We start from the raw sequence: 21635 nt of genomic DNA, 5'->3' as shown, positions 1-21635 counted from the left end.
AATTTGCCCGAATCCGGCCTCGTGCGTTGGTATTCTCGGGCAACCTGTGTATAATATAAGTTAATGCTTATTAAAAGTAAGGAGTGAATAAGATGTCCATGTCATTTGATCAATATATGAGAGATATGGTTCAGCCGATGCGTGACGAGCTGACCAGCATCGGGATTACCGAGCTGCGCACACCTGAAGAGGTGGAAGCGAGCCTGGAGAATGCTTCTGGTACAGCACTGGTTGTTATCAACTCCGTCTGCGGATGTGCAGCGGGACAATGTCGTCCGGGTGTAGCCCATGCCCTGCAGGGCAGCGTGAAGCCGGATCATCTGTATACTGTATTTGCCGGTCAGGACAAAGAAGCCACTGCCAAAGCGCGTGAGTACTTTGCTCCGTATCCGCCATCTTCCCCGTCGATTGCTTTGCTCAAAGACGGCGAACTGGTTCACTTTATCGAGCGTCACCAGATCGAGAACCACTCGGCTGAAGATATTGCAGAAGCGTTGAACGAAGCTTTCGCAAAATACTGCCAGTAATCCTGAGCAGCTGTTATGCACATCCTGCACCTGTCACTTTATGTGATGGTTGCAGGATGTTTGTGTTTTGGGTATATATTAATAGAATGTATGCTGTGCTGGTAGCTTCAGGGAGCGGGAAAGCTGATATTACAGGTTCCCTGGTCCGCCAGAAGCCTCGCCGGTACAGCCGCAGGACAGATCAGAATAGCCGAAGGAGTGGATGACAATATGAGTATGCAGCAGCAAATTATTGATGACCTGAAAGTTCAACCTACAATCGAGCCAGAGACAGAGATTCGCAAGCGTGTGGATTTTCTGAAATCCTACATTGAGAAATCCGGTTCCAACGGACTTCTGATTGCGATCAGCGGTGGCATCGACAGCGCTGTCGCTGCAGGACTGTGCAAGCGTGCGACCGATGAGCTGAGCGAGTCCACAGGCAAGGAATACAAGACGGTTGGTGTCTTCCAGCCTTATGGTTCCCAGGTGGATATCCATGACAGCTATGCGACGGCAGAAGCTTTTGACCTGAAATACAAAGTTGAGACGAATGTACAAAAAGGCGTGGATGCGATCGAAGATATCGTGAACAGTGTGATGCCGCAGCTGGAGCAGCAGCCGATCACTCCACAGGCCAAGGGTAATATCAAAGCGAGAACACGCATGGTGGTACAGTACGGTATTGCCAATGCGATGAATCTGCTGGTCGTAGGTACGGATCATGCCTCCGAAGCGATCACGGGCTTCTTTACCAAATACGGTGATGGTGCGGTGGATATCACGCCGCTGAGCAGCCTGAACAAGCGTCAGGTGCGCCAGCTGGCTTCCCATCTGGGCGTTCCTCAGTCGATCCTAGACAAAGCCCCTACAGCCGGTCTGTGGGAGAACCAGACCGATGAGACTGAACTGGGTATCAGCTATGCCGATAACAGTGACTATCTGGAAGGCAAAACTATCGCTCCTGCAGTAGCGGAAAAACTGGAGTCGTATTACAAACGTACAGCGCACAAGCGCGATCCGATTCCGGGTATCTAATACAACTTCCCGGCAGACTGACGTATAGAGGTAGAGATGCCGGAAGGCGTAGAACGGGCAGCTTCTTCCATTTTGGAAGGGCTGTCCTTTTTCATGAAGAGACATCTGCTGTGAGGGGATTTGCAGCTCTGTTGTAACCAGATGGAGACAATGTATTTTCAGGATGGAAGAAGATTGGATGAATACCTCCGTCAGTGGAGATTTATCCGGCCACCTCTGTTACAATAAGGGAATCCGATCATGCAGGAGGTAGAGCAACCTTGATCTATGGAGTAGGGCACGATGTACTTGAGATCAAACGGCTGTCCATTCTGATCAGCGGCCCGCAAGGTGAGAAATTCATGAACCGGGTGCTGACCGAGCAGGAACTCGCCATCTCCAGAACCAAAGGCGCCAAGCTAAACGAGTTTGTTGCCGGACGATTTGCCGCCAAGGAAGCGATCACCAAAGCTTTTGGCTGCGGAATCGGCCGTACGATTAATTTTACCGATATGGAAATACTGCCGGATGCCCTGGGCAAGCCGATCGTCCAGCTGTCCAAAGCCGCATGGGACAGATTGAATCTGGAAGGTGGAGCGGCAGCCTATCATATACATCTGAGCATTTCACACCAGACAGAGATTGCTTCGGCATTTGCTGTCGTAGAGAGAATACAGGCTTGAACAAGGGAGAATTAGAATGTCCAATATAACAGCAGAACAGGAAGCGAAGCGTTATTTCAGCCGCGAACTGCTGGCATGGTATGACGAACACAAGCGGGATCTGCCCTGGCGGCGCAGCCGGAATCCGTATCATATCTGGATCTCGGAGATTATGCTCCAGCAGACCCGGGTCGATACGGTTATTCCGTATTTTCTGCGCTTTGTCGAGAAGTTCCCGACCGTAGAGATTCTGGCGAATGCGCCGGAAGAGGAAGTACTCAAGTGCTGGGAAGGGCTGGGATACTATTCGCGCGCCCGCAATATCCAGTCTGCTGCCAAGCAGGTGGTAGAGCGTCACGGCGGTATCGTACCGGATACGCCGGAAGAGATCTCCGCACTGAAGGGAATCGGTCCATATACGGCGGGCGCTGTGCTCAGTATCGCCTACAATGTACCCGTGCCTGCCGTCGACGGCAACGTGATGCGGGTGCTGTCACGCTATTTTTGCCTGGAGGATGATATTGCTAAGAATCCGACCCGGATCAAAATGGAAAAGCTGGCCGGCGAGTTAATTCCTGCCGGCAGAGCCTCCGATTTCAACCAGGCGCTGATGGAACTCGGCGCGCTGATCTGTACGCCCAAGTCGCCGCACTGCCTGACCTGTCCCGTCATGAAGCATTGCAAAGGACGAATTAACGGAATGGAAGAGCAGCTGCCGATCAAGACCAAGGCCAAGCCGCCGCGTCCGGAGCATCGTCTGCTGGCGGTGATCGAGGGCGAAGGGGAACATGCGGGTAAAGTGTTGATTCGTCAGCGTCCGGCGACAGGACTGCTCGCACGCATGTGGGAGCTGCCGCATGTCATCGCGGAAGAATCCAAAAAAGCTGGCGCCGGTGCCGGTCTATCCGAAGAAGCAGCCATGCAGCGGCTGAGTCAGGCGCTGCATAATGAAGGCGTGGATATACGGCCGGGTGAAGCATGGATGACTGCAGAGCATACATTTAGCCATATTCAGTGGTATATGCGTGTGTTCCTCTGCACTGAAGTGAATGCATCCGCTGAGCAGGCAGCATCAACTGCAGCCGAAAATGCATCTGCGAATACGAATGCCGACGTATCCGTAAAGGATACAGACCCATCGGCCATTCATACGGATGCCAAGCCATCTCGCGGTACCCGTCAGCCGCAGGTGAGCAAGATGCAGGAGCTGGAACAGGGTACGCTCGATATCAAGCTCTCGGGCACAACCCCGGAGAGCCTGGAGAATATCCGCCAGCAGCTGGCCGTCAGCGCGGCAACCGACACGATGGACAAGATCAGTCATGTGGCCGAGCAGCAGGAAGCCTATGCGGCCGTACCGAGCACACTGCTTGGTGAAGCCTTTGACTATGATTACCGCTGGATCAGCCGGGAAGATATGGAGAAGTACGCGTTCCCCAATCTGTTCCTGAAGATTCTGCAGCAGTATTTTAACGAGAAATAGATAGATAAACAGATACAGATACATCTTAAGAGTCTCTGCCAGATCCAATCGGCCGGGACTCTTACTATGTGGTCGGGATTCTACAGTATACCCATACTGAACTCCGAAGCTGCACTGCAAGATAGGGTAACTGATTAGGTCGTTCGAGAGCCGGGTACTCGTTAGATAGGAGAAAACGGAACGGTCTATGCGGCTGTTCACTAACAGCATGGAGGAGGGATTATCATGTCCAGAACAATAGCCATGGTCAAAGGGACCATCTGGGCACCGGAGCGCAAACAGTATGATGATCCACTGACCGGCGTACAGGTGCATCAACTGACCGATTACAGGGGACACAGCCGGCATCTGCATTTTACCCAAAATGGGCTGTATGACGAAGGCAGACGTCTACTGTTTGTATCCGACAGGGACAACAGCGCCAACCTGTTCTCGATCCATCTGGTGACCGGAGAGATGACCCAGCTGACTACCTATACGAATAACGACGAATTGGGCGTCTGCCTGACCCCGGATGGACAGCAGGCGCTGCTGCAAAAGGAGGATACCATCTCGCTGCTGGACTTGACCTCTTTCCGCGAGCGGGTCAAATACCGCTGCCCCGAAGGATTCCGGCTGGGCAATATCAGCTGCACGGCGGATGGTGAATCGGTACTGACATGTATCTGGAGGAATCGTTGGTCCGGGATGGATTATGAAGACAGGAATCTTCCTACATCAGAAGCCTCTCCGCTGCTCAGCCAGATCATAACGATCGATATACAGACCGGACGATCAGAGATCATCCACGAGGAGCCAAGCGTCATTACACATGTTCATGCTTCACCCGTGCACCCCTGGCTGCTGACCTTTTGCCATGAAGATCCATGGTCTCAGGTCGATCACCGCATCTGGGGAATGGATTTGCGCACCGGCGAAGTCTGGCCGATCCATTCAAGAGTGGAACCGGGCGAGGCTGTAGAAGGTGAGCATTTCCTGAACGACGGCGAGATGATCGGTTACCATGGAATACGCTCGGATGGCACATCCTTCTGGGGCAGCATCCGTTACGATAACTCCAATCGACAGGAGCAGCCTATCCCATTCGCCATCTGGCATGCCTACCTGGACAGCCAGCAACAGACCGTCACAGACGGCCAGGCGGAGGTGCAGACCCTCAGCCTCTGGAGAAGGAGTTCGAATGGAGCTTATGACGGTCCACGCATACTATGCGAACTGAAGTGCAGCTTCCATTCCAATAAAGTCCATTCCCACCCCATCATCACCCCCGACGGCCGCCGCCTCTTCTACACCAGCGACCGCACCGGCTACGCCAATATCTACATGGTCGAACTCCCTGATGATATTACCACGCTGCCTCTATGGCAGCCGTAAAAGCCAAAAGGGAAGAGAAGAGGAATAAAGCAGTACACAACCGTATGGAGCTGCTTTATTCCCCTTGCGTTTGGTTTGTGCTGGCTTAACCGGAGGACGTGCTCTTATTCCTTTTCGGAGTGGAGTGCTGCCATCCGCATTGCCAAACTGAATATCAACAGCCACCTCCAAATGGCAGCAAAAACAGCACAAAACAGCAAAAAAGCTGCCCATAAACTACAGGCAGCCTTCCGCTCATCACCGAGTAAACACTGCCGCATAAGCAGCCCACCCAATGATGCAAATATATCGTTGCTGTTAAGTAAGAAAGGGGATCTTTCGATTACTTCGCAGCAGTGTAACGTGCGTTTACAGCGTCCCAGTTTACTACATTCCAGAAAGCGGAGATGTAATCAGGACGTTTGTTTTGATATTTCAGGTAGTAAGCGTGCTCCCATACGTCCAGACCGAGCAGTGGAGTCAGACCTTCCATTACCGGGCTGTCCTGGTTAGCAGTGCTTGTGATTGCCAGTTTGCCGTCTTTGCCGACAACCAGCCAAGCCCAGCCGCTACCGAAGCGAGTTGTAGCCGCTTTGGCGAAATCTTCTTTGAATTTGTCAAAGCCGCCCAGTTCACTGTCGATTGCAGCTGCCAGTTCACCAGTAGGTGCGCCGCCAGCATCAGGACCGATAACTTCCCAGAACAGGCTGTGGTTGTGATGTCCGCCACCGTTGTTGCGTACGGCTGTACGGATATTTTCAGGTACACTGTTCAGATCGCTGATCAGTTCATCCAGGCTTTTGCTTTGCAGTTCAGGAGCGCTTTCCAGAGCAGCGTTCAAGTTGGTTACGTATGTGTTATGGTGACGATCGTGGTGAATCATCATCGTTTGTTCGTCGATGTGGGGTTCCAGAGCGTTGTTAGGGTACGGTAATGCTGGTAATTCGAATGCCATCGTAAAATACCTCCTGAGATTTGGATTGGGGATACCGATAAAAGAAGTCCCCTATGTAGATAAACATGTTACTGTCTCTATTAAACCGTATATTTGAGACTAAAGCAACATTTGTGTTTAGAAAGTCCATGTGGCGCGGGCTGCGGAGGATTTTATTTTTATTTCTACTTCACTCAATCAGGGGGAATCGTACGTTATCTGTTGTGTTTTTACACTCCGCTGTATCCAGGTGAGATGGATTGTCAGACGGAATTTTACTCCTTGGCCTGCAGTAATAGGGAGAAAACCGATGGCAGGAGGAATGGGTAAATGCACATATGCTGTACTATTCCAGTGCAGGTAGAGTCTGCCATACGTCCGGCGTCCTTTTTTTATCGACATAATATAAGCCATAATGCTTAATTATGACAAAAAGTATAGTGACATGACGATGGTAGTGTTATACTTGTATTTGTTGCTAATATAATTTCAATTCGAGATGTCACTTTTACAATGAATATTTATTAAAATTAATCGATATTCATACAGGCATGAGGTGTTAACAATAATTGTATTTTGCTAAAGCAAATTGGCGAAAAACGGAGATATGAAGCGCTTTCATAAGAAAAGTGATGTAATTCCGCGAAAGTTGTGGTTTAATTAACATTGAGATTATATTGTGCAATTATTTGCGCTTTTTTGCCGTATTATCGTCTTCCTGTACAGCAGGATTTTACACAACTCTTTATGTAGGGCGTATGGGGTAGTATACGCAAATGTCCTTCTTTTTTGTGTTGTAGCATGATTGTCAGGGGTTATTAACGAAACGGTGTTTATCAAGCTGATGAAAAGGGAGTTTGGATCATGAAAATTCGTTCCTTTAAGCTAAGTGATTTGAACCTTGTGAAGGAGCTGCTTCAGGTAGCTCTGTCGGAAGAATGCTATGAGCATACAATGGGACCTTTTGCGAGACAATTGTCCTGGGATTCCGAACTGATTATGGTTGCGGAGCAGGGAGAAGAAATTATTGGCTTGTTAATTGGTACGATTGACCGCAATTTCGGTTGTTATTACCGTATTGCTGTTCATCCGGATATGAGAGGCAAAGGAATCGGCAAAGCGCTGGTCGCAGCTATGGAGAAACGTTTCCAGCAGCGTAATGTCAGCGGAATTATGATCGCAGGAGACGAGCATAACGAGGCGGTAATGCCACTGTATGCAGCTCTGGGCTATGATGAGAGCAAAATTCTTCGTACGTACGAGAAGTTGAGCATTGTAGCAGCTAACGCATAATATTATAGAGATAACTTAGAAGATAATTACAGATTAAATCATACTGTTTTGTATATATGGACACATCTTGCCTTCCAGCTTTATAAGGGATGCAGGTGTGTTTTTCTATTTTTTAGACGTATTTCCAGTTGGATCAGGTATAATGGAAATGGAACCCTGTTTCCGTCCAAAACAGACAGACAGAGTGTTCCGGGTGATCTGTCAAGAACGGTCAACATGCAGAGGCATCTCATGAAATAACGGCGTATTTGGGAATGTATTTTTCAATGGATGCATTCATTATGATAACGTCTGTCGTCCGTTCGAAGTAAGATAGACAAAGACATAAGTACACAATGAATCCCATAAATAGTAAGCCGACACCTGTCGGCAGGAGGTGACAGTGAGTGACGCAGCAGCAACAGACGATACCAAGCCCGACAACAACAAGATGGGAACAGCTCAAGCTTGAGATCAAGGAAGCTGCGCCATCGCTGGGAATTGACGATATTGGCTTTACGACTGCGGACCCTTTCCTGTTTTTGAAGGAAGTGCTGGAAGAACACCGGCGCAAAGGGTACGAATCCGGCTTCGAAGAACCGGATCTGGAGAAGAGAATCAACCCGTCACTAACCCTGGAAGGCGCACGCTCGATCATCGCCATCTCGGTGACTTATCATTCCAAAATGGAAAATCCGCCACGCTCGGAGCCCGGCCAGTATCGGGGCATTATGGCGCGCTCGGCCTGGGGCCGGGATTATCATCATGTGCTGCGTGACCGGATGCAGCGACTGGAAGACTTTATCCATGAACGGGTGCCGGAGGCGCGAATAGAGAGCATGGTCGATACCGGCGCACTCTCGGACCGGGCGGTTGCCCAGCGTGCAGGAATCGGCTTTTTCGGCAAAAATTGCGCGGTGATCTCGCCGACGCTCGGTTCTTGGATATTCCTCGGTGACATGATCACCGATATTCCGTTTCCGCCGGATACGCCGGTGACCGAGGACTGCGGCACATGCACCAAATGCATTGATGCCTGCCCGACCGGCGCACTGGTCGGACCGGGACAGCTCAATTCGCAGATCTGTGTATCCTTTCTGACGCAGACCAAGGGAATGCTGTCGGACGAACATATGCGCAAGATCGGCAACCGGCTGTACGGCTGTGATACCTGCCAGATCGTCTGCCCCAAAAACAAAGGCAAGCACTGGAACCACCAGGAAGACCTACGTCCTGATCCGGAAAAGGCCAAGCCGCTGCTGCTGCCAATGCTCGATCTGAGCAACAAGGAGTTCAAGCAGGAGTTTGGCGATACGTCAGCGGCCTGGCGCGGCAAAAATCCGATCCAGCGCAATGCGATTATCGCGCTCGGCAATTTCAAGGATAAAAGTGCAGTACCGCGTCTGACCGAAATGCTGCTCAAGGATGTGCGTCCGATGATTCGTGGCACGATTGCCTGGGCGCTCAGCCGAATCGGCGGTCCGGATGCTCTGGCTGCGGTAGAGCGTGCTCTGGAACGCGAGCAGGAACAGGACGTTATCGATCGATTGATCGAAGCGAAAAGGATACTGGAGGAGGAATCCGAATGACCGATGCACCTCATGCGGCGAATATGCTGCTCCCGCATCTGCAGCAGCCGACAACATTGTATTATGCCGAAATGGATTCACCTGTCGGCCCGGTGACACTGCTGCAATCGGCAGATGGATTATGCCATCTGGAATTCCGTTCGTATGCCGAGGCGCAGCCCGGGCTATCCGCCTGGTCCCGCCGCTGGTACGGGAAATATGAGCATGTGCATTCACCGTCACAGCTGAGTGAAGTCGTGCATCAGCTGGGGCAGTACTTTGCCGGAGAGCGGCGTGAATTTGATCTCCCGTTGGATCTGCGGGGAACGGACTTTCAGCGTCAGGTCTGGCAGGCATTGCAGGTGATCCCATATGGTGAAGTCGTCTCGTACAAATGGATCGCTGCCCATATTGGCAGCCCGTCTGCCGTACGTGCTGTCGGGGGAGCGAATAACCGGAATCCGGTCTCGGTCATCGTACCGTGCCACCGGGTGATCGGCATGAATGGTCAGCTCGTCGGATACGGTGGCAGGCTGCACCGCAAGGAGCTTCTGCTGGAGTTGGAGGGATATGCACGCCAGGCGGTGCTTTTCTGAATAAAGGAATCGGCGGCTTTGAATCTTCTCGCTTGAATCCGGATCAATGAAATGAAGTATCTATCATTGTAAGCCAAAGGGGATTGCTGATGAGGTACGTGAGTATAGACAATGTAGAGACCGGACAGCATCTGGGGAAATCCGTTTATTCCAGTAATGGTACAATCCTGCTGTCGGCAGGAGTGCAGCTGACGGTATTTATGATTAATACACTGAACCGGATCGGCGTCACGATGATCTATATTCAGGATGAACAGTTCGCCGATGTGGAACCGGAAGAGATTCTGAGTGAAGCGACCAAGCAGCATATGATCCGGGAGATGAGTGATACCTTTGATGCGGTTCGATCGGGCAAGGACTGGAGCCCGGCCCGTATTACGCTCAGCGTGGAGAATCTGCTGGAGGATATACTGGGCGCGCGTGAAGTGCAGGTACAGCTGACCGATATCAAGACGGCGGATAATGCCCGTTACTTACATGGCATGAACGTCTGTCTGCTGTCTGCGATTATCGGCATGAATACCGGTATGAACCAGCAGCAGCTGCGTGATCTGGCAATTGGGGCACTGCTGCATGATGTGGGCAAAGTGTCCGGCAGTGAAGCTTTTGACGTGATTCCGGGTTCCAAAATGCATCATACCTGGAGAGGATTCGAGCTCATCAAGTCCAAGCGCGATTTCAACCTGATGATTGCGCATGTAGCGCTGCAGCATCATGAACGAATGGATGGAACGGGACAGCCGCGCGGTCTGAATCATGAGGAGATCCACCGATACGCCCGAATTGTAACGATCGCCAATACGTACGATAATCTGATCACATCCAAGGAGCACGGCGGCAAGGGATTGCTGCCGCATGAAGCCTGTGAAGAGATGATGGCACTGTCCGGTACGGCGCTGGATCATGATCTGCTGGTAGAATTTAACCGGATCATTTCCATTTATCCGAACGGTACCGGCGTCCGGCTGTCCACCCGGGAGACCGGGGTTGTAGTGAGCCAGCACCGCGGACTGCCGGGGCGTCCGGTGGTGCGGATCGTACGCGGCAGCGGGGATTCGCTGGATGTCAAAGAGATCGATCTGGCGAATGCTACAACCGTTTTCATTGAAGCGGTGATGAATTAGACAAGATGCAATATCCACTTTGAAAATGTTTGCTAGAGCAGGCGGTAAAATGGTATGATAAGTGCTGTTCATGCCTGCAACGGCAAGGAAAGCCATGTGCTTTTCGAGAACGAAATACAATGAATATACAGGGGTGGCACTTATTATGTGGTGGAACTGGGTCATACCTATCGTGACTCTTATCGTGGGTCTCGTCGGGGGCTTCTTCATTGGCGCATATTACCTGCGCAAACAACTGGAAAAAATGCAAAGCGATCCGCAGATGATGCAGAAAATGGCCAAGCAAATGGGCTATAACCTGAATCCGAAGCAGATGCAGCAAGCACAGCAAATGATGAAAAACGGCGGTGCTCCCAAAAAAGGCGCCAAGCCACAAATGCCTCCAATGGGTCGTGGCAATCAGGGCAAGCGTAGAAGATAATTACATGACAGGCATCAGTACATGAAGGCCTTGAGTGTGGAAGGAGGTCAGCATGGCTGGAATTAAGGATTATACCAACCTGAAGGTCGCAGCACATCGCGACCAGATTGAATATCATATCAAGGAAATTCTCAACCTGATCGGTGAAGATACCGAGCGGGAAGGATTGTTGGAGACACCTGCACGGGTAACGCGGATGTACGAGGAGATTTTTGCCGGATACAGCGTGGACCCGCGCGAGGCGCTGGGCGTTACTTTTGACGAGAATCATCAGGAGATGGTCATCGTCAAGGATATCGTCTACTATAGCCAGTGCGAACATCACATGGCCCCATTCTTCGGCAAAGTCCACATTGGTTATGTACCGAGCGGTAAAATCGCCGGTCTGAGCAAATTCGCCCGTCTGGTCGAAGCGGTTACCCGCCGCCTCCAGGTACAGGAGCGTATTACGAGCCAGATCGCTGATATTCTCGATGAAGTACTGAAGCCAACCGGTGTAATGGTGGTCGTTGAAGGTGAACATCTGTGCATGTGTGCACGTGGTGTCAAAAAGCCGGGCAGCAAGACGATCACGTCGGCTGTACGCGGCGGATTCCGGAATGATGCGCCGCTGCGCGCAGAGTTCCTGTCGTTGATCAAGGATCACTAGGTTCTGAATTGCTGAATAGCTGAATCATCCAAACAAACAAATAGGCAGGCAGTCGTCATCCGCGGCTGCCTGCTTTTTTATATTCGGGTGTGCCTGATATCACTGCAGGTACAAATAGGGTGGTATAGCATGGAGAACCAGTGGGTATATTTTAATCAAAGGCTTGCTCAAAGCTTGCTTTGTAGATTAGACTCTTATGCAAGGTTATTACAGACAGCCTGCTACACATAGAATAGGACGAGTGGAGGAGATTATATGGAAATACGTGAATTTCTGGACCAGAGGCTGACCGAGCTGAACGATGAAGAGAAGACAGCTTTTATCAAGGAAGTGTGCCTGATTCTATACAACCGCAACAATTCGGATCTGATCGTCCGTGCCAAAGTCAATGAGCTGGTACAGCGTTACGAACTGGCTCAGCAGCAGTAATAGGGTGGTCCATTTCAAATATTAGCGTACTCCTCTCCGGTTTGGAGGGGAGTATTTGCTTTGTCCGGCGGCTGTTCTGGTTGAAGGTTACCCTTTCATGCGCTGGACCGCATGGCGGCTCTGCTCCAGGTAATCCAGCGAACGGTGATAGCTGCGGCTAGCTACGCCCAGATACAGAATATCGATAACATTCAGCTGGGTGATACGCGATGAAGTGGCGCCGCTGCGGATCTCGTCTTCCAGGGCAGAGATATAGAGAGGGATCATCGCCAGATTGCTGACGGCATTGCTGCCATAGCGCGTGATGGATATGGTGGTCGCTCCGGCATCACGGGCTATTTTCATACATTCGGTAGTGACAGTAGTCTGGCCGGAATAGGAAATGCCGATCACCGTATCCTCCGGCGTCAGCATACTGGAGGCAATCAACTGCCGATCCGTATCGCTGAAAGCAAATCCCGGTTTGTTGATGCGCAGGAACTTGTGCTGCGCATCGCTGGCTACGAGATGGGAAGCTCCGGTGCCAAAAAAGAACAGCCGCTGTGCCCGGTTCAGTGCTTCGATCGCCTGTTCGACATGCAGCGGGTTCAGGACTTTGACCGTATCCCGAATCGATTGGATCGTATTCAAGGATACCTGCTCGATGATTTGCTGGATGGAGTCGGCCGGATGAATCTCCTGATAACCGCCAATAGGAGATTCATCCCGTAGATCGCCGGCGACTTTGAGCATCAGCTCCTGATAGCCTTTGAATCCGGCAGATTTGCACAGTCGGATAACGGCAGCCTGGCTCCCGCCGCTCTGCTCGGCGAGCTGGGCTACAGACAGACCAACCAGCTGTCGGGGATGCTCCAGAATAAAGCTGGCTACTTTGCGTTCGGAAGGGGTGATTGTCCCGATAATCTCACGCAGTCTCACTAATCCTCCATTCATAAGGTTGCTCCTTTGCCCGTAGTTTATAGGTTGAGTCGCAGCAGTCTGTGTAAGCGGATAAAAGATTTTTATGTACGCTGTCCAGTATCCGTCAGATCACTCAAAGCCTTGGAAACGGCAGTATGAAAATCCCTGCGCAGCTGCTGGATCGACTGCTGGCGTCCATAATGTACCCGGTTCGTCAGCAGTACGATCGCCAGCTGCCGCCGAGGGTCGATCTGAATGCTCGTTCCCGTAAATCCGGTATGACCGAAGGCAGTGGAAGAAAGGCAAGAACCCGATACGTCTGCCTCGTCGCCTTGGAGTACCCAGCCGAGTCCACGCCGGACTCCGGGAAGGGCGGGTGTCTGGGTCGATACGGCTTCCTGCATAAGCTGGTTTGAAAGAGAGAGTACAGTGGCTGAACGTTCCTTGGACAGCTGCAGCGGGACAATCGGTGCAGTATGAGTCACGGCTTCCAGCCAGTATTGGGCATAACGCAGCAGATCGCCGGTAGTGGAAAATAACCCTGCATGCCCGCATATACCGCCCAGCGCCCGTGCGTTCTCATCATGAACGATGCCCTGCAAATGGGTACCTGTGTGTGTATCGTATTCGGTAGCAGCGATTGCTGCAGTTTTACTTTTCCCCGGTGTGAATAGGCTGAGCTTCATTTGCAGCGGATCGAAAATAGACCGGGCTGCCCCTTCCGCCAGAGTCAGGCCGGTAATCCGGGTAAACAGCTCCCCGAGCAGAATAAATCCCGGATCACTGTACACCCGTGCCTGTCCGGCTGTATAGGCTGGCGGCATCTGGCTGATCTCCCCGATGACCTCCGGCATTGTCCGGATGGTGGAGTGGAAATCTCCAATTGCAGGCAGTCCCGAAGTATGGCTGAGCAGCTGCCGAATCGTGATCTGCCGGTGTGGACCTGATCGTAGTTCGGTTAAATGCGCTGATGCTGGCTGATCCAGCTCTATCATGCCACGCTGAATGAGTGTCAGAATCAGGGGTAGCGTAACGATTACTTTGGTAAGCGAAGCGCAGTCGTATACAGTGTCTGTATGGACAGGAATCTGCTGCTTTGCTGTATCGACTGCCAGACCAAGCGCCTGATGCCAGGTATGTCCCTGCCAGTATACAGCAGCAGAAGCACCCGGAATGAGCCGCTGATGGCAGGCAGTATGCAGGGGTTCCCACATTTGGTTTAGCTGCTGCAGTTGATCGGATGTTAACGGAGGCGCAGTTGCATGCGCCTGATGTATGGCTGGTGCTGAGTGTATATGTTCATTCACGGTATTCCCTCCATGAGCCGGCGTGTAAATTGTGCATACAATAGTGAGCTTGAAGCAGAATAATATGTTGAATGTTGAATGTTGAATGTTGAATGTTGAATGTTGAATGTTGAACTGGAGACAAAATTTTTATCCAATTGGAGCAGTAAGAATGTCAAAGATTAATTGTATCAATGTGTTACTGTGTTGTTAATTAATATAACCTCACAATCGATACTATGTCACTCAAATTATACACGGAGAAATAATAGTCTAAAATAAGCTTGAAAAAATAAAATATAATTTCAAAAACAAACATTAAGCTCTCTTCAAACATGCTATAATGAACCCGAATTATGCTTGTATGTCAAATTTTATCACAGTAAAGTAGTGGGTCTACTGTAAATAAAACATAAGGGATGAGCATATGGAATACGTAATCGGCATCGATGGCGGCGGTACGACAACGACGGCAGTCGCGCTGGATATGCAAGGTACGCTGCTGGGCCGGGCAGAGGGACAGGCGAGCAATCCCAAGTCTGCTGCCGGGATCGAATATATGGAAAATATACATAATGTCATCTCGAGGCTGTTGGATCATGGTTCATTGCAGTTGGCGCACTGCCGCGGAATAGGAGCAGGGCTGGCGGGTATCTATACTCCCGAAGAATGTGCAGCCGGGGAACAGCAGCTATCCCGATACTGGCAGGAACGAGGCTATACTTCCCCTGCTGTTCATGTTGTGAGTGATGCGGAGACTGCCCTGACTGCCGCTTTTGGTACCAATCTTGGGATTGTAGCGATTGCAGGTACCGGTTCGATAGTTCTGGGGGTGCTGCCTGACGGTCAGCGGGTGCGTGCCGGGGGCTGGGGACATATTCTCGGGGATCAGGGCAGCGGCTATGCGATCGGCCAGCGAACACTGCAGACGGTGATGCTCGGATATGATGGCATTTTACCGGTGAGCGGGCTTACGGAGATGGTGCTGCACCATTATGGAGCCAAGGCGCCAGAAGATCTGCGGTGGATCATGTATCAGCCGCACAATGGCAAGCGGCAGATTGCAGCCGCCGCCAGACTTTGTATACAGGCAGCACAAGCGAAAGACGAACTGGCACAGCAGATCATCCGGCAGGCGGCCGGGGATATGGCTGTATTTGTGATTGCCCTGTTGAACCGGTATCCGCAGCTGGAACAGACAGGCATCGCGGTGACGGGTTCGATATTCCGGTATTCGGAACTGTACCGGGAGACATTTATCCGACAGCTGCAGAACCGTAATCCTGTGCCGTCGGTGCGATTGACTGAACAGGAGGCGGCGTATGGTGCGGCTGTTCTGATCATGAAAGTGCTGGCGGAAAAGAAACATTTCGTGGAACCGGGAGGAGAATAAAAGATGAATCCATCATTAGGCAGGCTGCTGACCGAGCAGCAAAACCCGCGTACGATCGGGATCGACGGCATGACAGCGGAACAGATTCTGAGAGCGATTCATGAGGAAGACCGAACGGTACCGGCTGCGGTGGAGCGCTGTATTCCCGAGATTGCCAGAGCAGTCGAGGCGATCACGGAGAGCTTTCGCAGAGGCGGCAGGCTGCTGTACGCCGGTGCAGGCACGAGCGGCCGACTGGGCATTCTGGATGCGGCGGAATGTCCACCTACCTATGGAAGCGATCCCGAGCAGGTGATTGGCCTGATTGCCGGCGGTACCCGGGCGATCCAGCAGGCTGTCGAAGGTGCGGAAGACAATCCACAGCTGGGACGCCAGGATATCTGTGACTATCAGGTGTCTGACCGGGATGTCGTCGTCGGCATCGCTGCCAGCGGCCGGACACCGTATGTACTGGGAGCGATGCAGGAGGCCCGGGAACGCGGTGCCATCGTTGTCGGCATCAGCAATAATCCCGATTCGGAAATGGGCCGGATCGCTGCCATTATGATCGAAGCGGTGACCGGTCCGGAGGCTATTCTCGGCTCTACACGCATGAAGGCCGGCACAGCCCAAAAACTGATCCTCAATATGCTGACTACAGCTTCCATGATCCGCAGCGGCAAAGTGTACCGTAATCTGATGGTGGATATGCAGCCGACCAATGAAAAGCTGGCTATTCGTGCCCGGCGGCTGATTCAGCTGGCGACCGAAGCCGAAGACGAGATCGTGGAGCAGGCCTATGCGGCTGCCAAGGGTCATGTAAAGACTGCAATCGTCATGATCCTGCTGCAAATGGATGCCGAGCCTGCAGCAGAACTGCTTCAGAGCAGCAGCGGCATAGTCCGTCAGGCGCTTGATGGGCATGGCAGATAAATCGCTGTGTATAGGCACCATAGAAATCAAGTGCTGCGTACAAGCATTATGGACTTTTACTTATTTCATTACAGGCGTCTGCACATCTGCAGGCGCTTTTGCTATGGGTTCTGTCCCGCTATAGCTCTGCGGAGAGAACTGGTATAATAATAAGAAATACATTTTAATTCAGACAGAATACGGATAAGACGAACTGTTGGAAACGGAGGGAGCAGATTGACAGATAATCAGCAGATACAGCCCACAGGAAATGGGGCGGAGGAGATGCAGCGGCCGGAGGGACTGGAGCAAGCCATATGGTATGAGACACCGCTACTGGGCAGGGAAGTACCGGTATTGCAGCCGCTGGCCTGGGAAGAATTAATGTGCCGCCGGGTCGGTGCCGGCCATCCGCCGGTAGTCCACATGTGGCGGCATACGGACGGTATGACCATCGGTCTGCGGGATCGCCGGCTGTCGAACGCCGCAGCTGCGATGCAGCAGATTCAGCAGGAAGGGACTTCGATCTGTGTGCGTCCTTCCGGCGGGGCAGCCGTACCGCTGCATCCGGGTATACTGAATCTGTCGATCATTTTGCCGAATCCAAGGCACCGGATCAATATTCATGATGATTTCAAATTCATGGCGGAGTGGATCAGCCGTGCGGTCTATCCATGGATTAGGGATGTGCATACAGGCGAGGTGGATGGCGCCTTTTGCCCCGGAGATTATGATATCAGTATCCATGGCCGCAAGTTCTGCGGGATCGCCCAGCGCCGTCAGGCCAAAGCGTATATTATTACGGCCTTTGTCATTGTGGACGGACACGGGGACGAGCTGGCGGCACAGATCCGGCAGTTCTACGAACGGGCAGCCGGCCCTGACGATCAGGGCTATCCAGAAGTCCGGCAGGGAACGATGGGCGGGCTGCAAGAGCTGGCAGGTGTCCCATCGGTTGGCGAATACATGACTGAGCTGCAGCGGCTGCTTCGTAACGGACAGCAATCGGATCTGCTGGATGGCTCACATGTATTCAGTACGGAAGAACTGGATCAGATGATAGCTTATCTGCATGGACGCTACGACGAATAGACAAACAGGCATAGACAGAGGGCGGTCGCTGTCGAGAGACACCTTGTATGAGATGACAGCCGCCGCTTCGTGCCGATTCTTACCAAGCAAAGGAGCAACTGTCCATGAACCCATCTACCCAACACCCTGCTCCTGCCCGAATCGCCCTGATCACCGGCAGTTCCAGCGGATTCGGTCTGCTGACTGCATTGACACTGGCGCAGCAGGGCTTTACCGTAATCGCCACCATGCGTGATCTGAACCGTCGGCAGGCGCTGGAAGAGCAGGCGGCGCAGCAGGGAATGGAGGACCGTATCCGCTGTCTCCAGCTCGATGTGACCGAGGAGCAGAGCATACATATCGCCGTACAGACTGTTCTTCAGCAGTACGGTCATATCAATGTGCTGGTCAATAATGCCGGTTATGCAGCGGGAGGATTTATCAAGCATGTGCCGATGCAGGGCTGGCGGCTTTTCCGGGATATGCACCGTATGCGACGTCCAAGTTCGCTATCGAGGGATTCAGCGAGAGTCTGCGTCATGAGCTGTCTCCATTCGGTGTAAAGGTCGTACTGGTCGAACCGGGTTCCTACCGGACCGATATCTGGGACAAAGGACTGGACAGTATTCATACGGCGCCGGATTCCCCTTATCAGACACAGCTGGAAGCCGTACTCCGGTATTCGCGCCACTCTGCCGAACATGCTCCTCATCCCCGTCAGGTAGCCGAGCTGATCGGACGCATCGTCAACCGTAGACGTCCGCGCCTGCGCTACCCGATTGGACAGGGCAGTGGTCTGCTCGTAATCGCCCGCAGGCTGCTGCCATGGAACTGGCTGGAATGGATCATCCGCCGGGCTACAAAATAATTCCAGAAATAACCTTATAATGATGATTAATGCCTCCACCCAAAGGTTAATACTAGAAGGGACATACAGGAACAGCCGAGAATGAACATACGGCGCCCTGTTTGTATGACAACTTTGATAGACAAAAGGTGAGGACATGAACAACACACATAACAGCAAAAACACATATAAAAGCAAAAACTTCGTCGTATGCAGTCAGTGCGGACACCAACTGGAAAATGTACTGGAACATGTGAAGTACGTATTGAACGGACATTGTGAACACTGCGAGAGCGCAGGCGTTCACTCGGGTGCCAGGCTCAGACGTTCTTCCTGATCATACCGAGAAGGTACAGATCTCACCCGGCGCATATGCGAACCCTAACGAATGGAATGACTAAACATTGAATAGAGCAGCTTCCAGCAGCAATAAGGCATGATCCCTACCGGATATCCGGAGAGATCATGCCTTATTATTTTACAGCTTATTAAATAGGTCGCTGCCTGTGATAGATCTGCACAGCTGAAGGAAAATCACAGCCTCTATGGTGTATGCAGCCATTCGGGAATTGTGCATACACCTATGAAGTTATTGTGCTGTATCGTTCTGCTTTTCGGTATCTTTGGCTGAGCTGCCATTAGTATCCTTTGTCCGGGTATTACTGTTGGATGAAGAAGTGTTATCCGGATCGGTTGTATCTGTAGGACTGTCTTTTTCCTTGTCCGTGGATTTGCCTGCTTCCGAAGCAGGGATCGGCGGCGACAGTGGGGTAGAACCGGAATTTAGTCCGCTATCGTCAGTCGTTCCGTTCAGCATTGGGTCGGTATCCATCTCATCGCCTGTTGCCAGATCAAGATTGCTGAGGAAGTTGGATACATAGCGAAGGTATTCGCGCGGATGCTCCCGGAATTCCAATTCGTGATGCGCACCCGGGATAATCCAGACTTCCGAATTCGGGTTGGTCTGGTTGGCCGCGAGCTGTTCGGCAATCTGATAAGGTGCCTTGTTATCCTGGGTCCCGTGAATAAAGAAGATCGGGAACGGATAATCCTTTTTCTTGACCGTCTGGTAAGGGATCTGGTTCAGGCTGGTCCCGTTGACGACCGGCAGCAGGGTCTCCAGAATCTCGATCGATGGATGCTGCGGCAGAGCCATCTGCTGGCGGATGTTATAATACAGTGTATCCGGCTCCAGCAGGAAGGTGCTGTCCAGAATCATCGCATCCACCTGATCGGTCAGCAGACCGGTCTGCAGTGCGGTTCCGGCTCCCATTGAGAATCCCCAGACGACCAGTTCCTGAGCGCCGCGCTGCTTGGCCAGATCGATGGCCCCGAGCAGCTGCTGGGATTCTTTTTTGCCGCCGGTGGCGACTTCCGGATTGGTCTTGGAGGCGAATCCGTAATCGAACATAATGACATTAAAATTAAGCCGGTGGGCATAATGAGCCAGATCGTACATCGGAATCCATGTTTCCTCACGATTGGCACCATAGCCGTGGCTGAATATAATTGTCTTGGTGGAGTTTTTCTCCGCTGGTATATACCAGCCCTGCATCATCCGGCTGCCATCACGGGCAGGGAAGGTGACATCTTCGTACGCCATATTTTTGGCTTGCATTGGGTTGGAGTAGACACTCGCAACCGTCGGATACGAGAGAACCCAGGCGATATAAGCATGAAGCGCAATGAAGCAAAATAAAAAGAAAAAGACGACAGATAGCAAAAGAGCTACGATGACGTGCTTCACACGGACCTGCTTTGGCTGGATGAGATATGTCTCTTCCGGTTCGGATGAATGGGGCGCTGTATTGCGTTGTGCAGTTGAAGACATAGAGCCCCTCCTGATTTCATAAATAAGTCATGTCTTGCATACATACAGCCGACGAACAATAAGCATCAAACCATCTGCATTTGTGTATTATCGTAAAATGCAGCCTGACCAAAGTCAATTTTGAACGCTGTGATCGCAGGCAGTCTACATTGTTATTATCGACGTATTTCGCTTTACCTTTAGAGTCAGCTTCGATATAATTTATGTAACCATGTTTCATTGAGTGAAACAATAGTGTGGTAAAGTGCTGTTCATCCAAGTCATTGATCAGGGCTGTACAATCAGCCAGCCATTGGAGGCGAAAGGAAATGGAAGACCGCAAATTAACCGTGCGTGCTGTCGAGCGTGCATTAGACATATTACTCTGTTTTACCCGATCCAGCGACCTCGGACTCACGGAAATTGCTTCCGAGATCGGACTACACAAAAGTACAGTGCACCGACTGCTGGCGACTCTGGAGGAAAAAGGCTTTGTCGTGCGTAACAGTGCCACCGACAAATACCGGCTGGGCATTAAAATCTGGGAGCTGTCCACCCATCTGTCACAAAATGACGATCCGGCAACCATGCTGCTGCCTGATATGGAGCAGCTGCGCGAACAGCTGGGCGAGACGATCAGCCTGTACATTCGTGATGGCGACGAACGTCTGCGCATTCAGGCGGTGCAGAGCAATCAGGCGATCCGCCGAGTGGCACAGGTTGGAGCACGGCTGCCGCTGACCGTGGGCGCATCGAGCAAAGTGCTGGTCGCTTTCTCCAGTGAAGCCGAGCAGGAACAGCTGCTGGGCAGCGCCGAATGGCCGCCTACCGTAGACCCGGATATGTACCGCCAGCAGCTGGAGGAAGTGCGCCATAACGGCTACTCCACCAGCTACGAAGAACGCGAACCCGGCGCAGCTGCTGTAGCCGTACCGATCTTCGATAGTGCCGGACAACTGCGCGCATCGCTGTCATTGTCCGGACCGGTCAGCCGACTGTCGATCGACAAGCTGCATGAATACGCGCCTGTACTGATCGCAGCCGCTCGTGAGATGGGTATCAAGCTGCGCTGAACCAAGTTTGGATTGCCAACTGGATTCCGGCAGCAGATAGCTGAGGCGAATGCCGGGCGATGTTGCCTGTTGTTCCTTTGCAAAGAATCCGAAAGGAGCTGGAGCAGCTGTTCCTGCACGTACCTGCGGAGTGGCACTGTTCGAATTTTCCCGTGGATTGCACACGGACTTGAAATTCCGCAACTGCTCCGTCCGGCTGCGATGGATCGGTCTGATTGTGCTGATCGTCGGAGTGAATCTGATCCTCTGGTAAAGTAACAATCTGAAAGCTGCCAGCCTTTTGGTATATAACACAAAAACAGGTGCATATCTGCCGCTCCCGAAACCGGGAAGCAGCAGAATATGCACCT

General features: G+C 51.9%; 21 protein-coding genes and 2 pseudogenes. 19 read left to right on the top strand and 4 right to left on the bottom strand.

Going from position 1 to position 21635, the window contains the following annotated elements; all coding sequences use genetic code 11:
* The first annotated feature begins 92 nt into the window (after positions 1-92).
* The 5 genes from WH45_RS20965 to WH45_RS20945 all read left to right on the top strand — a co-directional run bounded on the left by WH45_RS20965 (position 93) and on the right by WH45_RS20945 (position 5042).
* Positions 93-527: a BrxA/BrxB family bacilliredoxin gene (locus WH45_RS20965; protein WP_046216360.1), complete on the top strand. Its 435-nt coding sequence runs from the start codon at positions 93-95 to the stop codon at positions 525-527.
* 210 nt (positions 528-737) lie between these two features.
* The gene (gene nadE, locus WH45_RS20960) at positions 738-1544 is read left to right on the top strand and encodes an ammonia-dependent NAD(+) synthetase (protein ID WP_046216359.1); all 807 of its coding nucleotides are present in this window, start codon (positions 738-740) and stop codon (positions 1542-1544) included.
* A gap of 260 nt (positions 1545-1804) precedes the next feature.
* Positions 1805-2206, top strand: a complete 402-nt coding sequence (acpS, locus tag WH45_RS20955) for a holo-ACP synthase (protein ID WP_046216358.1) — start codon at positions 1805-1807, stop codon at positions 2204-2206.
* Between the two features lie 16 nt (positions 2207-2222).
* Positions 2223-3668, top strand: a complete 1446-nt coding sequence (gene mutY / locus WH45_RS20950) for an A/G-specific adenine glycosylase (protein ID WP_046216357.1) — start codon at positions 2223-2225, stop codon at positions 3666-3668.
* A gap of 225 nt (positions 3669-3893) precedes the next feature.
* Positions 3894-5042 carry an oligogalacturonate lyase family protein gene (locus WH45_RS20945; RefSeq protein WP_235338440.1) on the top strand — a complete coding sequence of 383 codons (1149 nt, stop codon included), beginning with the start codon at positions 3894-3896 and terminating at the stop codon, positions 5040-5042.
* Positions 5043-5364: 322 nt separating this feature from the next.
* Here the strand turns inward: WH45_RS20945 and WH45_RS20940 are convergent, their stop codons facing one another.
* A complete protein-coding gene (locus tag WH45_RS20940) occupies positions 5365-5976 on the bottom strand; it encodes a superoxide dismutase (RefSeq protein ID WP_046216356.1) in 612 nt (203 codons plus the stop codon).
* 843 nt (positions 5977-6819) lie between these two features.
* On the opposite strand from WH45_RS20940, the gene WH45_RS20935 reads away from it, so the two are divergent.
* The 7 genes from WH45_RS20935 to WH45_RS23630 all read left to right on the top strand — a co-directional run bounded on the left by WH45_RS20935 (position 6820) and on the right by WH45_RS23630 (position 12014).
* Complete coding sequence (locus tag WH45_RS20935; protein ID WP_046216355.1) at positions 6820-7248, top strand: GNAT family N-acetyltransferase; 429 nt, start codon at positions 6820-6822, stop codon at positions 7246-7248.
* Positions 7249-7634: 386 nt separating this feature from the next.
* The gene (queG, locus tag WH45_RS20930) at positions 7635-8816 is read left to right on the top strand and encodes a tRNA epoxyqueuosine(34) reductase QueG (RefSeq protein WP_046216354.1); all 1182 of its coding nucleotides are present in this window, start codon (positions 7635-7637) and stop codon (positions 8814-8816) included.
* Positions 8813-9391, top strand: a complete 579-nt coding sequence (locus WH45_RS20925; protein ID WP_082097019.1) for a methylated-DNA--[protein]-cysteine S-methyltransferase — start codon at positions 8813-8815, stop codon at positions 9389-9391. Before queG ends, WH45_RS20925 begins: the two co-directional genes overlap by 4 nt.
* An 89-nt stretch (positions 9392-9480) precedes the next feature.
* Positions 9481-10515 (top strand): HD-GYP domain-containing protein, encoded by a 1035-nt coding sequence (locus WH45_RS20920; RefSeq protein WP_046216353.1) that lies wholly within the window; start codon positions 9481-9483, stop codon positions 10513-10515.
* 145 nt (positions 10516-10660) lie between these two features.
* Complete coding sequence (locus WH45_RS20915; protein WP_046216352.1) at positions 10661-10936, top strand: YneF family protein; 276 nt, start codon at positions 10661-10663, stop codon at positions 10934-10936.
* A 52-nt stretch (positions 10937-10988) separates the two neighbouring features.
* Positions 10989-11585, top strand: coding sequence for a GTP cyclohydrolase I FolE (folE, locus tag WH45_RS20910; protein WP_046216351.1), 597 nt, complete (start codon positions 10989-10991; stop codon positions 11583-11585).
* Positions 11586-11840: 255 nt separating this feature from the next.
* Complete coding sequence (locus tag WH45_RS23630; protein WP_156075165.1) at positions 11841-12014, top strand: hypothetical protein; 174 nt, start codon at positions 11841-11843, stop codon at positions 12012-12014.
* Between the two features lie 87 nt (positions 12015-12101).
* On the opposite strand, the gene WH45_RS20905 is transcribed toward WH45_RS23630, so the two are convergent.
* Together WH45_RS20905 and WH45_RS20900 are read right to left on the bottom strand one after the other, a co-directional pair.
* Entirely contained in the window at positions 12102-12947 is an 846-nt protein-coding gene (locus WH45_RS20905; RefSeq protein WP_046216350.1) for a MurR/RpiR family transcriptional regulator, read from the bottom strand.
* A gap of 68 nt (positions 12948-13015) precedes the next feature.
* Complete coding sequence (locus WH45_RS20900; protein ID WP_052723893.1) at positions 13016-14221, bottom strand: serine hydrolase domain-containing protein; 1206 nt, start codon at positions 14219-14221, stop codon at positions 13016-13018.
* Positions 14222-14627: 406 nt separating this feature from the next.
* Here WH45_RS20900 and WH45_RS20895 point away from each other — a divergent pair, with 406 nt between their 5' ends.
* The 5 genes and pseudogenes from WH45_RS20895 (at position 14628) to WH45_RS23485 (ending at position 18739) form a co-directional block, all read left to right on the top strand.
* Positions 14628-15593, top strand: a complete 966-nt coding sequence (locus WH45_RS20895) for an N-acetylglucosamine kinase (protein WP_046216349.1) — start codon at positions 14628-14630, stop codon at positions 15591-15593.
* A gap of 3 nt (positions 15594-15596) precedes the next feature.
* Positions 15597-16505, top strand: a complete 909-nt coding sequence (gene murQ, locus WH45_RS20890; protein ID WP_046216348.1) for an N-acetylmuramic acid 6-phosphate etherase — start codon at positions 15597-15599, stop codon at positions 16503-16505.
* 216 nt (positions 16506-16721) lie between these two features.
* Positions 16722-17576, top strand: coding sequence for a lipoate--protein ligase family protein (locus tag WH45_RS20885; protein WP_152663618.1), 855 nt, complete (start codon positions 16722-16724; stop codon positions 17574-17576).
* A 104-nt stretch (positions 17577-17680) separates the two neighbouring features.
* Positions 17681-18423: pseudogene (locus WH45_RS20880) on the top strand (SDR family NAD(P)-dependent oxidoreductase).
* Between the two features lie 136 nt (positions 18424-18559).
* Entirely contained in the window at positions 18560-18739 is a 180-nt protein-coding gene (locus WH45_RS23485) for a hypothetical protein (protein ID WP_152663617.1), read from the top strand.
* Between the two features lie 516 nt (positions 18740-19255).
* On the opposite strand, the pseudogene WH45_RS20875 reads toward WH45_RS23485, so the two are convergent.
* Positions 19256-20233: pseudogene (locus WH45_RS20875) on the bottom strand (alpha/beta hydrolase); the annotation flags it as partial.
* A 308-nt stretch (positions 20234-20541) separates the two neighbouring features.
* Here WH45_RS20875 and WH45_RS20870 point away from each other — a divergent pair.
* Both WH45_RS20870 and WH45_RS20865 read left to right on the top strand, forming a co-directional pair.
* On the top strand, positions 20542-21285 hold the full coding sequence (locus tag WH45_RS20870; RefSeq protein WP_046216346.1) for an IclR family transcriptional regulator: 744 nt from the start codon (positions 20542-20544) through the stop codon (positions 21283-21285).
* A gap of 49 nt (positions 21286-21334) precedes the next feature.
* Entirely contained in the window at positions 21335-21538 is a 204-nt protein-coding gene (locus WH45_RS20865; protein WP_046216345.1) for a hypothetical protein, read from the top strand.
* The last annotated feature ends 97 nt before the right edge of the window (positions 21539-21635 follow it).

The organism is Paenibacillus wulumuqiensis, from assembly GCF_000971965.1.
GTDB classification, from domain to species: Bacteria; Bacillota; Bacilli; order Paenibacillales; family Paenibacillaceae; genus Saccharibacillus; species Saccharibacillus wulumuqiensis.
Note: the sequence above shows the minus strand (reverse complement) of the source record. Positions and strands in the feature narration are given on the sequence as shown.